The following is a 14,228-nucleotide window of genomic DNA, read 5'->3' on the forward strand; positions in this document are numbered from 1 at the left end:
TTCCGATCAGACATCAACCAACCATCCGCATCCTGGCAGCCTTTCTGACCGGGAGAGGATGGCGGGACAACGGAATGTCGCCAATCGGCAATAACTGCCGATCGGGCGACGGCAAGCGAGGCGGTATGTCATCGCTCGGGCCGGCATTTCGGCAAAAACATCGCTTCTGGATCGATTAAGCCAGTCTGATCAGTCAATTAGACTGGCTGGCTCTTGGCGGCTGAAAACGACCGCCATTGGGGCCGCCAAAGGGCGGCCTCGGCGCACCTGCAAAGGTTTTGAACGAGTGTGACGCCGAGGTGACACTTCCAGACCGGGCGGGCGAGAATGGCTCAGTGCCAGAGCCCGTGGAAGTGATGCACCGGCCCGTGGCCATGGCCGATTCGCAGCTCGTCCGCGGCGACGATGGCCGCCGTGACATAGGCCTTGCCCGCTTCCACCGCCTCAGTGAGCGACTTGCCCCTGGCAAGCCCGGCCGCGATGGCCGAGGACAGCGTGCAGCCGGTGCCGTGGGTGTTCATGGTCTGGTGGCGCGGGGCGAAGAACCAGCGGACCTCTTCGTCGCCGACGAGCACATCCTCGCTTGTCGCCCCCTCACCGTGACCGCCCTTCACCAGAACGTTGCGCGGCCCCATCGCCTTCAGAGCCCGCGCCTGCGCCTCCATCTCCTCGCGTGACGAGGCGACCGGTCCGCCGAGCAGCCGTGCCGCCTCATGCAGGTTCGGCGTCAGCAGCAGCGCGCGCGGCAGCAATTCCTCGATCAGCGTCGACACCGCCTCTGGCACGAGCAGCGGATCGCCGCTTGCCGCCACCATCACCGGGTCGATCACAACGGTGGTCTGCTCGTAGGCATCGAGACCGGCAGAAACCGCGCGGATGACATTCGGATCGGCGAGCATCCCGATCTTCACCGCATCCACCGCAAGGTCCGAGAAGACCGCATCGATCTGCGCCGTGACGAAATCCGCCGGCACGGCGTGAATGCCGGTCACACCCTTGGTGTTCTGCGCCGTCAGCGCCGTGATCACCGAGGCGCCGTAGACGCCAAGCGCCGAGAAAGTCTTGAGATCGGCCTGGATTCCTGCCCCTCCGCCGGAGTCGGAGCCGGCGATCGTCACGGCAATGGCGGTCATGAAGTGTGTTCCCTTTTCCCTGTCCCGATTGTATGGACTTCGTCCCTTGCCTCACCGTCACCGACGTGGTCGACTGCCCGCCAACCGGACCGGACGACCGGTCGCCATGAAGTTCGAAGAGACGCCGCGATGAAGCCCTTTTTCGTTTTCGTCAAATGCCAGCTCGGCAAGTCCTATCAGGTGGCCGCCGCGATCGCCGACGCGGAGATTGCCTCGGAGGTCTATTCCATCGCGGGCGACTTCGACCTCATCGTGAAATTCTATGTCGAGGCGGACGCCGACATCGGCCATTTCGTCAACGAGAAGCTGCATGTGATCCACGGCATCGTCGACACCAAGACCATCCCGACCTTCAAGGCCTTCTGAGCCTCGGCGGGCCGGATCAGGCGCTCGCCAGTTCCGACCGCGTCCAGCTTCCCCGCGCGTCGAGCCATTGCTTGAGGCGTGCATCGGGATCGGCATTGCGCAAGACGTCGGAGACGACCGAGATGCTGTCTGCGCCAGCGGCAAAGACGCCCGGCGCCCGCTCCAGCGTGATGCCGCCGATGCCGACCAGCGGAATATCGAGCCGCGCCCGCCATTTGGCGACCCGCTCCAGCCCCTGCGGCTTCCACGGCATCACCTTCAGCGTCGTCTCGTAGACGGGGCCGAGCGCCACATAGTCCGGCTTCACCGAAAGGGCGGTCTCCAGTTCCTCGTCGGAATGGGTGGAAATGCCGAGCTTGATGCCGGCCTTGCGGATCGCCGCGACGTCGGCGACCTCCAGATCCTCCTGGCCGAGATGCAGCCATTCGGCGCCAAACTCGATGGCCATCTGCCAATAGTCGTTGATCACCAGCGTGCAGCCGGCTTGCTTGCAAAGCCGGATCGCCTCGGCGATCTCGGCGCGCACGACGTCGTCCGGCTGATCCTTGATGCGAAGCTGGACGAACTTCAGTCCCAGCGGCAGGAAGCGCGGCAGCCAGTGCAGCCGGTCGATGACGAGATAGAAACGATCGAGGGTTTCAGGCATTTCCGAACCATTCTTCTTGTTGCCGTCCGCTTCGTCGGTTCACGAAAGCGGACGGGAAATCATCGCGATATCAGGAAGAAAACGGCGAGAACGGTGCGCCGAAGACCGGCGTCGAGGCATGCGCCACGTCATGCTGCTCCATGATTCCGGCGAGAAAGCCGAGACGGCCCGCCTCGATCGCCTTGCCGAAAGCCTCGGCCATCATCGGCGGATCGCCGGCGGTCGCGACCGCCGTGTTGAGCAGGATGCCGTCGTAGCCGAGTTCCATCGCTGCCGCCGCGTGGCTCGGCGCGCCAAGGCCCGCATCGACGATCAGCGGCACGCCCGGCACATGCGCCCGGAGCAGCTTCAGGGCATAGGGATTGTTGAGCCCCCTGCCCGAACCGATCGGCGCGCCCCACGGCATCAGCACCTTGCACCCGGCCTCCAGCAACCGGTCGGCCAGCACGAGGTCGTCGGTCATGTAAGGGAACACCTCGAAGCCCTGATCTGTCAGTTCCCGCGCCGCCTCGACCAGCCCGAAGGGATCGGGCTGCAGGGTCGCGTCGTCGCCGATGACTTCAAGCTTGATCCACGGCGTTCCGAAGACCTCGCGCGCCATCTGCGCGGTCTTGATCGCTTCGCGTGCCGTGTGGCAGCCAGCGGTGTTCGGCAGCACCTTGACGCCAAGGTCGCGCACCAGCTGCCAGAAGGCATGACCCGCCTTCTCGCCGCCCGAGGATTCCCGGCGCAGCGACACGGTCACGACTTCGGCGCCCGACCGGATCACCGCCCGCTTCAGATGGTCCGGCGAGGGATAGCGCGCCGTGCCGATCAGAAAGCGGCTCGCAACGCGGGTCCCGTAAAGGTCGAGGGTGTCGTTCTCGGTGTTGGGCATATCCATCTCGTCATCCTCCCTGCCGGGGGCTGAACACTTCCACCTGGTCGCCGTCGGCAAGCAGCATCTCGGCGCGCTCCAGGCGCGGCACGAACTCGCCGTTGACGGCGGTCGCGACGATATCGGGGTCGAACTCCTGCATTTCGACGAAGTCGGCGAGCGTCGCCGCCTCGAAATCCACGGCGTCGCCGTTCAGGAGGATACGCATGTCAGCACCTCATGCTCCTTGATGCGGTCGGTGAGCCGCCCGACGGCGATCTCGGCCATCGCCGGTGCGATGAGCCAACCGTGACGGTAAAGCCCGTTGACCGCGATGACCCGGCCGCCGTCGACGATGCGCGGCTCGTTGCCGGGAAAAGCCGGGCGCAGACCCGAATTGAACTCGACGATTTCCGCGTCGCCGAAGGCCGGATGCAGGTTGTAGGCCTGCGTCAGCAGTTCGCCGGCGGACCGCACGGTGACCCCGTCGCCGACGTCGGTCTCGACCGTCGTCGCGCCGATCATGTGCACGCCGTCGCCGCGCGGCACGACATAGAGCGGATGGCGATGGTGCAGCAGGCGCACGGGCCGGTTCAGCGCCAAATCCGGCGCCCGGATCACCGCCATCTCACCCTTGACGCCGCGAAGGTCGGGAAAGCGGTCGCGTGCGCCGAGCCCGCGGCAGTCGACGACACGGTCCGCGGCAAGTCCCTTGATCTCCCCCGTCCATCCGAAGGTCGCGGTCGCGCCATGGGAGACGAGTTCGGCAAGCAGGGCCGGCATCACCTCGCGCGGGTTGAGATGGCCCTCGCCGCCGTAGAACAGGCCGGTGCGGAAACGGCCCGCGAGATCAGGCTCCAGCAAGGCGATCTCGCTCGCGTCGACGGAATCGTGCCCCTCGGTGAGACGGCCGAAGCGGGTCAGCCCGGCAAGGTCGCGCGGCGGCGCCACCACCAGCGTGCCCTCACGGCGCACGCCCTTGTAGAGCGTCGGCCAGAGCTGCATGGACCTGAGGCCCAGCCGGACGACGTCTTCTTCCGAGCCTTCCGCCTCGCAAAACGGCGCCAGCATGCCACCGGCCCGCCAGGCGGCCGAGCCCGAGAAATCCTCTTCCCGCTCGAAGAGCCCGACGCGCATCCCCTCCCGCACGGCCAGAAGGGCCGTCACGAGACCGGCAACGCCGGCGCCCACAACGGCAACGTCGAGCTTGCCGCCGGTCGCCGCATGTGCGGGTGAGGATGGGAAACTGTTCACATTGCCCTCGTCGCCAGCATGGAACGAAAGGCGGTGGCGGAATGCGCCGTCGACGTCCCTACGCTGGTTCAAACCAGATCAGGTTCAAAGGGTGCATCTCAGCCTTGCGGGTAGTTACCCGGGGCGCCCCTCGTCACGGGCGGAATGTGAGTTGGCAAAGGCCATGTGTCAAGGCATCGATTCGCATCAAATCTGTTGCCCGTTTCGGCGAAAACTGCCCCCGGACCGGAGACACGCCACTCAAAGCGGCGTCGAGGCCTTGCGCGCCCGTGCGCGCTGGATGCCGAGTTGCCGCTCGCGCAGGATCACGAACACGCCGGCGCCGACGACGATGACCGAGCCGATGATGACGGCGGACGTCGGCACCTCGCCGAAGATGAAGAAGCCGAGCAGGATCACCCAGATCATCGACGCATAGTCGAAGGGCGCGATGACGGAGGCTTCCGCATAGCGATAGCTCAGCGTCAGGAAGACCTGGCCGAAGCCGCCGAGAAGACCGATGACGGCGAGAAGCCCCATGTCGGACATCGACGGCACGACCCAGCCGAAGGGCAGCGAGACAAGCGACAGCAGCGAGGCCGACGTCATGAAATAGAAGACGATGGCGCCGGAATGCTCGGTGCCGGAGAGCCTGCGGATCGAGATCATCGCCAGCGCCGCGAAGGTGGCTGAGCCGAGCGCCATCATCGCGCCGACGGAACCCTCATTCGAGGCAAAGTGATCAAGACCGGAAAAATGCTGCGAGAGGACGACGAGGACGCCCATGAAGCCGACGGTCACGGCCGACCAGCGATAGGCGCGCACGACCTCCCCGAGGAGAAGCGCCGCGAGCGCCGTCGTCAGCAGCGGCGCGGCATAGTTGATCGCGGTCGCGTCCGGCAGCGGCAACCGCGCCAGCGATCCGAACCAGAAAAACATGGAGATGGTGCCGGCAAAGGCGCGCATGAAATGCCCGCCGAGCCGCTTGGTCTTCAGCGCCGCCGGCAGCTGGCGCAGGTACCAGAGCCAGACGAGCACAGGAATGAGACCGAGGAACGAGCGGGCAAAGACGACCTCACCCAGGGGAAGTCGCTCCGAGACGATCTTGACCAGTGCCATCATGACGGCAAAGAAGGCGGTGGAAGCCACCTTCATGGCAACGCCGATCAGGGGATTGGGCACGGAACGAACTCCGGAGAGCGGGCAAAAAGCAAGGAGACCTTTGTTTCTGCTCCCCGGCGTTCGAAATCAAGCCTCGTTCAGCGCATGCCAGAGGCGCGCAGGCGTCGCCGGCATGTCGAAATGCCGGATGCCCCTGACAGCGTCGAGTGCGTCGACAACCGCGTTCATCACCGCCGGCGTCGCGCCGATGGTGCCCGCCTCGCCCGCGCCCTTGATGCCGAGCATGTTGGTCGTCGAGGGGACGTTGCGGGTTGCGAAGTGGAAGGACGGAAGATCGTCCGCCCGCGGCATGGTGTAGTCGAGGAAGGAGGCGGTCAGAAGCTGCCCGCTCTCGTCATAGGCGGTGCCTTCGAGCAGCGCCTGGCCGATCGACTGCGCGACGCCGCCGTGCACCTGCCCCTCCAGCAGCATTGGGTTCACCGTGACGCCGAAGTCGTCGACGATCGTGTAGTTGACGATTTTGGTGACGCCGGTGTCCGGATCGATCTCGATCTCGCAAACGTGGGTGCCGTTCGGGTAGGTCGCGCCGTCCTGCTGGAACTTGCCGCTCGCCTTCAGCTTGTCCTTGTCCGCCGTGCCACTCGCCAGTTCGGACAGAGAAACCGCCCGGTCGGTGCCGACGACCCGCACCTGTCCCTCGGCAAGCTCCAGATCCTCCACCGCGCTTTCCAGCTTGTCGGCGGCAAGCTCCTTGAGCTGCTTGACGAGGACCTTCGATGCAATGTCCACCGAGGCAAGACCGAGCGGGATCGAGCGCGAACCGCCCGTGCCGCCGCCGGTACGCACCCGGTCGGTGTCGCCCTGCACCGTCTCGACCTTCTCAAGATCGAGACCGAGATACTCCGCGATCACCTGGCCGTAGGCCGTCGCATGCCCCTGCCCGTTCGACTGCGTGCCGATGAAGAGCGTCGCGCTGCCGTCGTCGTTGACGGTGATGTTGGCCTCTTCCGAGCCCGGGAAGGCGCAGATCTCGACATAGGTCGAAAGGCCGATGCCGCGCAGCAGGCCCTTGGCCTTCGCCGCCTCGCGGCGCGCGGCAAACCCCTCAAAATCGGACTGCTTCAGCGCTTCCGCGAGATGCCCCTCGAACTCGCCGCTGTCGTAGAACTGCCCGCTGACGGTCGTATAGGGCATCTTCTCCTGCGGGATGAAGTTGCGCCGGCGCACCTCCACCTGCCCGAGGCCTGTCTCGCGGCCGATCTTGTCGATCAGGCGCTCGATCAGATAGGCAGCCTCCGGACGGCCCGCTCCCCGATAGGCGTCGGTCGCGGTCGTGTTGGTGTAGACGCCGCGCACGCGCACGAAGAAGGACGGGATGTCGTAAAGCCCCGTCGCCATCAGGATGCCGCCCTGGGGGATATAGGGCCCGAACTGGTGCAGATAGGCGCCCATCGCCGCGACGAGGTCGACCTTGAGCGCGAGGATCTTGCCATTGGCGTCAATGGCGGCCTCGGCGGTCGTGACATTGTCGCGGCCGTGGCTGTCGATGACAAAATGGTCGAAGCGCTCGCCGGTCCACTTCACCGGCGCGCCGAGCTTTTCAGCCGCAATCAGCACCAGCGGATATTCCGAATAGCAGAAGTTCTTCGTGCCGAAGCCGCCGCCGACGTCCGGCGTGACGACGCGAAGCCGCTTTTCGTCGATCTTCATGATGTCCTTGGCAACCACATGGCGCATCTCGTGGCCGCCCTGGGTTCCCGTCGTCAGAGTGTAGCGGGTCGTCTCGGGATCGTATTGCCCGATGGCCGACCGCGGCTCCATGTAGTTGGAGACGAGACGCTGGTTGATGATCGAAATCGACACGACCCGGTCGGCCTTCGCAAAGACTCTGTCCGCGTCGGCCTCGTCGCCGCCGTGATATTCGAAGGCGAGATTGGTGCCCTTGTCGGGCCACACCAGCGGTGCATCCGGGGACAGCGCCGCTGCGGTATCCACGACCACATCGAGGCCCTCATAGTCGACCATGATGGCTTCCGCCGCATCGCGCGCGGCGATCGCCGTGTCGGCGACGACAAAGGCGATCGGGTCGCCGACATGGCGCACGACGCCGTCGGCGAGCACCGGATGCGGCGGCACCTTGATGCGCGTTCCGTCCGACTGCTTCATCGCCGCATGACAGGGCAGCCCACCGAGATGAGCGATATCCGCATGGGTCAGGATCAGCTTCACGCCCGGCAGCGCCCGCGCGTCGTCCAGTCCCTCGATGGTGAACTTCGCGTGCGCCATCTGCGAGCGCAGCACGACGGCATGGAAGGCGCCTTCGGGAGCGATGTCGTCGGTATAGCGGCCGGTTCCCGTGATGAAGGCAGGATCTTCGCGGCGGCGCACAGGCGCGCCGATGCCGAACTTGGGCGGAGGAGAACTGAGCATGTGGGAGACCTTGACGATGACGGTGAGCAAGGTAAGGCGCACACGAAGCGCCTGCTGCACTGCACATATAGGCCACGAGAGCGCCTGTGCAAAGCCGGCCTAGGGTGAAATGCGGACCTGTCGGCTGTCAACCTCCGACGCCATCGGTCAACGCCGCGTCAAGCCGCCTGCTCCGATGATCCATTGAGGGCCGACCATGTCGCCGGGCCCACTATGCCGTCCGTCACAAGGCCGGAGCCACGCTGGAAAAGCCGGACCGCCGTTTCGGTGCCGGGGCCGAAATCGCCGTCGATGGCGATCTGATAGCCATGCGCGACAAGACGGCTCTGGAGGATGGCGACGGCATCGCCAACCAGACCACGATGGAGATTCGCCATAGCGCCTGGCTCAAAGGCAAGAGAGCCCGCCTCTGCCTGGGCCAGCGCCACTTTGGCCTTGCCGAGATAGACGCGCCGGTCGGCAAGGCCGTTAAGCCCGCCATTGACCTTTCGCGTTACCGCGATGATGTCGTCGCGGTCGGCATCGCGGCTGATCTGCCGGCTGTACCAGTATTCGCAGGCGATCCTGAGCGAGATGGCCGGATCGGCCGCGAGGGCCGGATTGCTGACAAGATCGAGCCCGAGTGTATCGGACATCGCTATATAGTTGGCCCGGCCGGTGAGTTGCAGGAGCCCCCGCCCCTTGAAGCGCACGCCGTCGCCCGGCTCGGTATTGCCGAGATCCTTGCGCCCCTCGTAGGCCCGGCCGCTGGCGTATTCCTCGGTCGTGCAGAAACCGTCCGATTCGTGCGCGATCTGGGCAAGGAAATGAGCGACGCGAAGCCGCGTCGCAATCCCGTAATCGGCAAGCGTCCCGGCAAGGGCAGCGCCGACCTCGGACAGGATCTCGGCCTGATGGGCGGCCCGCGCGCCCGACACGCGTGGAGCGATGTCCTTGAGAAGCTCTTCGTTCAGCCCGGTCATGGAACGTCCTCCAGCAAGCGGCGAAAACTGCACGCAAGCTGAAGGATCACTCCGTCCGGGCGATCATGAATAAGCGGCACGGCAGGGCCTCATGGCCCCGCCGCCGGCATCACCCGAAGACGCTGGCGCCCTCTTCCGCCCGGCCGACGGCGCGGCGGAAGGAGGTGAAAAGATCGCGGCCGATGCCCCATTCGTTATCCGACAGGTCGGCGGTCACGATCTCGCGCGCGTCCCATTCGGCGGCATCGACCAGCACTTCCAGCGTTCCGGTCGTCGCATCGAGGCGCACGATATCGCCGGTCTTCACCTTGGCGATGGGGCCGCCATCGGCAGCCTCCGGCGTCACATGGATCGCCGCCGGCACCTTGCCGGACGCACCCGACATGCGCCCGTCGGTCACAAGCGCCACCATGCGGCCGCGATCCTGCAGGACGCCGAGCGCAGGCGTCAGCTTGTGCAGTTCCGGCATGCCGTTGGCCTTCGGCCCCTGGAAACGGATGACGGCGACGAAATCCTTGTCGAGTTGACCCGCCTTGAAGGCATCCTGCATCGCTTCCTGGCTGTGGAAGACGATGGCCGGGGCCTCGATAATGTGGCGATCCGCCTTCACGGCCGAGATCTTGATCACCGAACGTCCGAGGTTGCCCTTGAGAACCTGCAGGCCGCCCGTCGCCTGGAAGGGATTGGAGGCAGGGCGGAGCACGGATTCATCGGCGCTGTCGCCGGGGATCGGCTGCCACTTGACCGTCCCGTCCGCGTCGATCTTCGGCTCCACCTTGTAGCCGGAAAGCCCGCTGCCCCAGACGGTCTTGACGTCCTCGTGCAGCAGCCCCTCGTCGAGCAGCGTGGAGATAAGGTAGCCCATGCCGCCGGCGGCGTGGAACTGGTTCACGTCGGCCATGCCGTTCGGATAGACCCGCGCGACGAGCGGCGTCACGTCCGAGAGGTCGGAGAAATCGTCCCAGGTCAGTCGGATTCCGGCCGCCTTCGCCATGGCGATCAGGTGCATCGTGTGGTTGGTCGATCCGCCCGTCGCGTTGAGCCCGACGACGCCGTTGACCACCGCCTTCTCGTTGATGACTTCGGCAATCGGCGTGTATTCGTTGCCCGTCGCCGTCAGCGCCAGCGCGCGCTTGGCCGCCTCGCGGGTCAGCGCATCGCGCAAGGGCGTATTCGGGTTGACGAAGGACGAGCCCGGCAGGTGCAGGCCCATGATCTCCATCAGCATCTGGTTGGAATTCGCCGTGCCGTAGAAGGTGCAGGTTCCAGGGCCGTGATAGGACGCGCTCTCCGATTCCAGCAGTTCCTTGCGGCCGATCTTGCCTTCCGCATAGAGCTGGCGGGTCTTCGCCTTCTCGTCGTTGGTGATGCCGCTCGTCATCGGCCCGGCCGGAACGAAAACTGCCGGAAGATGACCGAAGGACAGCGCCGCGATCAGGAGACCGGGCACGATCTTGTCGCAAACGCCGAGGAAGACCGCCGCGTCGAACATGTCATGGCTGAGGCCGACGGCGGCCGACATCGCGATCACGTCGCGAGAAAAGAGCGACAGTTCCATGCCGGTCTGGCCCTGCGTGACGCCGTCGCACATCGCCGGAACGCCGCCCGCGACCTGCGCCACCGCGCCGACGTCGCGCGCCGCCTCGCGGATCAGATCCGGAAAGCGCTCGAACGGCTGATGCGCCGAGAGCATGTCATTGTAGGCGGTGATGATCGCAAGGTTCGGAACGACGTCGCCCTTCAGCGCCGCCTTGTCGGAAACGCCGCAGGCGGCAAAGCCGTGGGCAAGGTTGCCGCAGGCAAGGCGGGAACGGCGCGGCCCCTTTTCGGCCTGCTTTGCCGTATGCTCCATGTAGCGCTGGCGGTCGTCATAGGAGCGCTTGACGATGCGTTCGGTGACTTCGCCGATGCGGGCGTGAAGGGTCATGGCATCCGTCCTTTGTCTTCGGGAGCGGCCAGGCGATCCGCCGGCTCGCCACATAGGATCGATATGGATCGGCCGGGCGCGCGGACCAGTGGCCCGGCGCCCCTCGGCCTTACTCCATCGTCAGCGACTTCTCATGCCACTCGCGCGTGGGCACGTCGGCGCGGATGAGGTCGCGTGCCTCGTCCGGTCCCCAGGAACCGGACATATAGGGCTTCGGCGCCTTGTCGCTCTCCTTCCAGGCTTGGAGGATCGGATCGATCCAGGTCCAGGCCTGTTCGACCTCATCACGGCGCATGAACAGCGTCGCGTTGCCCCTGACGACATCGAGCAGCAACCGCTCGTAGGCGTCCGGATTGCGCACCTTGAAGGCGTTGGCGAAGGTCATGTCGAGGGCCACGCGCTTGAGCCTCAGCCCGCCGGGACCGGGGTCCTTGATCATCAGCCAGAGCTTCACGCCCTCGTCGGGCTGCAGGCGGATGACGAGTTCGTTGGCCGGCACTGCTTCGCCGAAGATCGAGTGCGGGATTTCCTTGAAGGCAACGACGATCTCCGAGACACGCGTTGCAAGCCGCTTGCCCGTGCGCAGGTAGAAGGGCACGCCGGCCCAGCGCCAGTTGCCGACCTCCGCCTTGATGGCGACAAAGGTCTCGGTCTTGCTCGACTTGTTGGAAACCTCGTCGAGATAGCCGGGCACGACGCCCTGCTCATTGACGCCTGACTTGTACTGGCCGCGCACGGTCACGGTGTTGACGTCACCGTCGGTGATCGGCTTGAGCGACTTCAGCACTTTCAGCTTCTCGTCGCGAACGGCATCCGCATCCATCGACGACGGCGCCTCCATGGCGACGAGGCAGAGCAGCTGCAGGATGTGGTTCTGCACCATGTCGCGCAGCGCGCCGGACGTATCGTAATAGTCGCCCCTGCCCTCGACCCCGAGCGACTCCGCCACCGTGATCTGCACGTGGTCGATATAGGCGTTGTCCCACAGCGGCTCGAACAGGGCGTTGGCAAAGCGCAGCGCCATCAGGTTCTGCACCGTCTCCTTGCCGAGATAGTGGTCTATTCGATAGATCTGCTCTTCCTTGAAGATCCGGCCCACCTCATCGTTGGTGGCCTTCGCGGAAGCCAGATCCTTGCCGAGCGGCTTTTCGACGACGACGCGCGTCTGCTCGGTGATGAGATTGTGCTTGCCGATATTGTCGCAGATGGGCCCGAAAAGATCCGGGCTGGTCGCAAGATAGAACGCCCGGATACGGTCCTTGCCGGCCTCGAGCGTTGCCGCGAGATCGGGCCAACCGGCCTCCGACGTCGCATCGCAGCCGACGAAGAAGCAGCGGGCCAGAAAGCGCTGCAGCACCTTCTTGTCCATCTCTTCCGGCTTCAGATGCGCCTCCAGCGCTTCCTTGACGAGTTCGCGATAGGCCTTGTCCGACTGCGGCTTGCGGGAGACGCCGATGATACGCGCCTCGTCGGGAATCTGGCCGTCCAGATCGCGATGATAAAGCGCCGGCAGCAGCTTGCGCCTGGCGAGATCGCCCGTGCCTCCGAAAACGACATAGTCGAATGGGTCAACGACGATGATCCGGGATGTCATGGGATTCCTTGCGATAGGACGGTTGAGCAATGTCCGGCCCATCCTGGACGAGGTGGGCGGCGCAAGACGGGTCGAAAGGAGCGACGCCTGAGTTAAGTGATATCACTCAACGGCGCCGTCGCAAACCGACGGGCAGCGGCAGGAACCGCTGGCCTTCGAATACTCCAGATCGTCCGACATGCGAAGCTGTTAAATTCGGATTCCGAACAAACGTCCACCCGCCAAGTGCATGGCATACTGGACGATCATGCGCGTAGCGCATGGAACGCGGCGACAAGTCCCTTCGTCGAGGCGTCCTGCGCCTTGGCGGGCTTGGCCTCGCCCTTGACGGCCGGCAGCAGGGCGCTCGCCAGTTGCTTGCCAAGCTCGACGCCCCACTGGTCGAAGGAATTGATCTGCCAGATCACGCCCTGCACGAAGACCTTGTGTTCGTAAAGCGCGATGAGCCGGCCGAGTGTCTTCGGGTCGAGCGACTTGTAGAGAATAGTGTTGGTCGGCCGGTTGCCGGGAAAGACCTTGTGCGGCGCCAGCGCCTCGATCTCCTCCGGCGCCATCCTGGACGCTTCCAGTTCCGCCGTTGCCTCCTCCAGCGTCTTGCCCTTCATCAGCGCTTCGGTCTGGGCAAGGCAGTTCGCCACCAGCTTGGCGTGATGATCGGACAGCTGCTCGTGCGGAACGGCGGCAACGAGGAAGTCCGCCGGTATGACATCCGTGCCCTGATGGATGAGCTGGTAGAAGGCATGCTGGCCGTTGGTGCCCGGTTCGCCCCAGACGATGGGGCCCGTCGCATGGGTCACGCCCTCGCCCGAAAGCGTCACGCTCTTGCCGTTCGATTCCATGTCGAGCTGCTGCAGGTACGCCGGGAAGCGGGCCAGCCGCTGGTCGTAGGGCAGCACGGCATGGGTCGGGAATCCGTAGATATTGCGGTACCAGATGCCGAGCAGGCCGAGGATCACCGGCATGTTGGCCTCCAGCGGCGCCTCGGCGAAATGGCGGTCCATCTCGTGCGCACCGGAGAGCATCGCCTCGAAATTCTCGAACCCGACGGCAATCGCGACCGGCAGTCCGATCGCCCCCCAGACCGAATAGCGCCCACCGACCCAGTCCCAGAAGCCGAAGACCCGGTCGAGGCCGATGCCGAATTCGGTCACCCTGTCGAGGGCGGTGGAGACCGCGCAGAAATGCGCCGGAACCGCCGCCTCGCCAAGCGCGGACCCGATCCAGTCGCGCGCCGTCATGGCGTTGGTCATGGTCTCGGAGGTGGTGAAGGTCTTGGATGCGACGATGAACAGCGTCTTGCGCGGATCGAGCGTCCTCAGCGTGTCGGCGATGTGGGCGCCGTCCACATTGGAGACATAGTGCATGCGCGGCCCGCCGCCGGAAAAGGGCGAAAGCGCCAGCGTCGCCATATAGGGACCGAGATCCGACCCGCCGATGCCGATGTTGACGACGTCGGTGAACTTGTGCCCGGCCGAACCGACGATGTCGCCGCCGCGGACCTGGCCGACGAATTCCTTCATGCGCGAAAGCACCTCGCGCACGTCCGGCATCACGTCCTTGCCCTCGACCAGGATCGCGCGGTCGGAGCGGTTGCGCAGGGCCGTGTGTAGCACGGCCCGCTTCTCGGTGATGTTGATCGCCTCGCCGGAGAGCATCGCATCGCGGCGCTCCGCAACGCCGGAGGCCTTTGCAAGCTCAATGAGCGCCGACATCACGGCGTCGTCGATCCGGTTCTTGGAATAGTCCAGGAGCATGTCGTCAAGGCGAACCTGAAACCGGTCGAACCTCTTGCCATCGTTTGCGAATTTCTCTCGCATCGTGGTCTTCTCGACTTTTGCTCGAAGGTCGAGAAGCTGGGCAAGAGCGGCATCGAGGGCGCTGGGCATAAAGGACTCTCTCCGGACGGGGGCCTGCCAAAACGCCGCGGATCATAGGGGCCAAGTTCCCGCAAGGCCAGAG

At 65.1% G+C, this 14,228-nt stretch carries 12 protein-coding genes and 1 riboswitch; of the genes, 1 reads left to right on the plus strand and 11 read right to left on the minus strand.

The features are described from left to right. Positions 1 to 332: 332 nt before the first annotated feature. A complete protein-coding gene (gene thiD / locus HDIA_RS13675) occupies positions 333 to 1,133 on the minus strand; it encodes a bifunctional hydroxymethylpyrimidine kinase/phosphomethylpyrimidine kinase (protein ID WP_099556672.1) in 801 nt (266 codons plus the stop codon). 129 nt (positions 1,134 to 1,262) lie between these two features. Between thiD and HDIA_RS13680 the strand changes: the two genes are divergently transcribed. Continuing rightward, on the plus strand, positions 1,263 to 1,499 hold the full coding sequence (locus HDIA_RS13680) for an Lrp/AsnC ligand binding domain-containing protein (protein ID WP_099556673.1): 237 nt from the start codon (positions 1,263 to 1,265) through the stop codon (positions 1,497 to 1,499). Positions 1,500 to 1,515: 16 nt separating this feature from the next. On the opposite strand, the gene HDIA_RS13685 is transcribed toward HDIA_RS13680, so the two are convergent. From HDIA_RS13685 to pgi, 10 genes are all read right to left on the minus strand, one after another. Next, positions 1,516 to 2,145: a thiamine phosphate synthase gene (locus HDIA_RS13685; protein WP_099556674.1), complete on the minus strand. Its 630-nt coding sequence runs from the start codon at positions 2,143 to 2,145 to the stop codon at positions 1,516 to 1,518. A 70-nt stretch (positions 2,146 to 2,215) separates the two neighbouring features. After that, positions 2,216 to 3,022: a thiazole synthase gene (locus HDIA_RS13690; protein ID WP_099558894.1), complete on the minus strand. Its 807-nt coding sequence runs from the start codon at positions 3,020 to 3,022 to the stop codon at positions 2,216 to 2,218. Between the two features lie 10 nt (positions 3,023 to 3,032). Beyond that, positions 3,033 to 3,230: a sulfur carrier protein ThiS gene (thiS, locus tag HDIA_RS13695; RefSeq protein WP_099556675.1), complete on the minus strand. Its 198-nt coding sequence runs from the start codon at positions 3,228 to 3,230 to the stop codon at positions 3,033 to 3,035. Further along, a complete protein-coding gene (gene thiO / locus HDIA_RS13700) occupies positions 3,215 to 4,255 on the minus strand; it encodes a glycine oxidase ThiO (protein ID WP_099558895.1) in 1,041 nt (346 codons plus the stop codon). Before thiO ends, thiS begins: the two co-directional genes overlap by 16 nt. A gap of 38 nt (positions 4,256 to 4,293) precedes the next feature. Then, a riboswitch (TPP riboswitch) is annotated at positions 4,294 to 4,396 on the minus strand. Between the two features lie 99 nt (positions 4,397 to 4,495). Then, on the minus strand, positions 4,496 to 5,416 hold the full coding sequence (locus HDIA_RS13705; protein WP_245883869.1) for a DMT family transporter: 921 nt from the start codon (positions 5,414 to 5,416) through the stop codon (positions 4,496 to 4,498). A gap of 66 nt (positions 5,417 to 5,482) precedes the next feature. Further along, a complete protein-coding gene (locus tag HDIA_RS13710; RefSeq protein ID WP_099558897.1) occupies positions 5,483 to 7,786 on the minus strand; it encodes a xanthine dehydrogenase family protein molybdopterin-binding subunit in 2,304 nt (767 codons plus the stop codon). A 158-nt stretch (positions 7,787 to 7,944) separates the two neighbouring features. Continuing rightward, the gene (locus tag HDIA_RS13715; RefSeq protein WP_099556676.1) at positions 7,945 to 8,748 is read right to left on the minus strand and encodes a peptidoglycan-binding protein; all 804 of its coding nucleotides are present in this window, start codon (positions 8,746 to 8,748) and stop codon (positions 7,945 to 7,947) included. Between the two features lie 109 nt (positions 8,749 to 8,857). Further along, on the minus strand, positions 8,858 to 10,675 hold the full coding sequence (edd, locus tag HDIA_RS13720; protein WP_099556677.1) for a phosphogluconate dehydratase: 1,818 nt from the start codon (positions 10,673 to 10,675) through the stop codon (positions 8,858 to 8,860). A gap of 109 nt (positions 10,676 to 10,784) precedes the next feature. Then, positions 10,785 to 12,269 carry a glucose-6-phosphate dehydrogenase gene (gene zwf, locus HDIA_RS13725; RefSeq protein WP_099556678.1) on the minus strand — a complete coding sequence of 495 codons (1,485 nt, stop codon included), beginning with the start codon at positions 12,267 to 12,269 and terminating at the stop codon, positions 10,785 to 10,787. A 245-nt stretch (positions 12,270 to 12,514) separates the two neighbouring features. Next, on the minus strand, positions 12,515 to 14,155 hold the full coding sequence (gene pgi / locus HDIA_RS13730) for a glucose-6-phosphate isomerase (protein WP_099556679.1): 1,641 nt from the start codon (positions 14,153 to 14,155) through the stop codon (positions 12,515 to 12,517). Positions 14,156 to 14,228 lie beyond the last annotated feature (73 nt).

The organism is Hartmannibacter diazotrophicus, assembly GCF_900231165.1.
In the GTDB taxonomy this organism is placed as follows: domain Bacteria; phylum Pseudomonadota; class Alphaproteobacteria; order Rhizobiales; family Pleomorphomonadaceae; genus Hartmannibacter; species Hartmannibacter diazotrophicus.

Bases quoted from the DNA above. Each gene is read 5' to 3' on its own strand.
- HDIA_RS13715 (WP_099556676.1), bottom strand. From the start codon at position 8,748: ATGACCGGGCTGAACGAAGAGCTTCTCAAGGACATCGCTCCACGCGTG.
- HDIA_RS13680 (WP_099556673.1), top strand. From the start codon at position 1,263: ATGAAGCCCTTTTTCGTTTTCGTCAAATGCCAGCTCGGCAAGTCCTAT.
- zwf (WP_099556678.1), bottom strand. From the start codon at position 12,269: ATGACATCCCGGATCATCGTCGTTGACCCATTCGACTATGTCGTTTTC.
- HDIA_RS13685 (WP_099556674.1), bottom strand. From the start codon at position 2,145: ATGCCTGAAACCCTCGATCGTTTCTATCTCGTCATCGACCGGCTGCAC.
- thiS (WP_099556675.1), bottom strand. From the start codon at position 3,230: ATGCGTATCCTCCTGAACGGCGACGCCGTGGATTTCGAGGCGGCGACG.
- pgi (WP_099556679.1), bottom strand. From the start codon at position 14,155: ATGCCCAGCGCCCTCGATGCCGCTCTTGCCCAGCTTCTCGACCTTCGA.
- edd (WP_099556677.1), bottom strand. From the start codon at position 10,675: ATGACCCTTCACGCCCGCATCGGCGAAGTCACCGAACGCATCGTCAAG.
- HDIA_RS13690 (WP_099558894.1), bottom strand. From the start codon at position 3,022: ATGCCCAACACCGAGAACGACACCCTCGACCTTTACGGGACCCGCGTT.
- thiD (WP_099556672.1), bottom strand. From the start codon at position 1,133: ATGACCGCCATTGCCGTGACGATCGCCGGCTCCGACTCCGGCGGAGGG.
- HDIA_RS13710 (WP_099558897.1), bottom strand. From the start codon at position 7,786: ATGCTCAGTTCTCCTCCGCCCAAGTTCGGCATCGGCGCGCCTGTGCGC.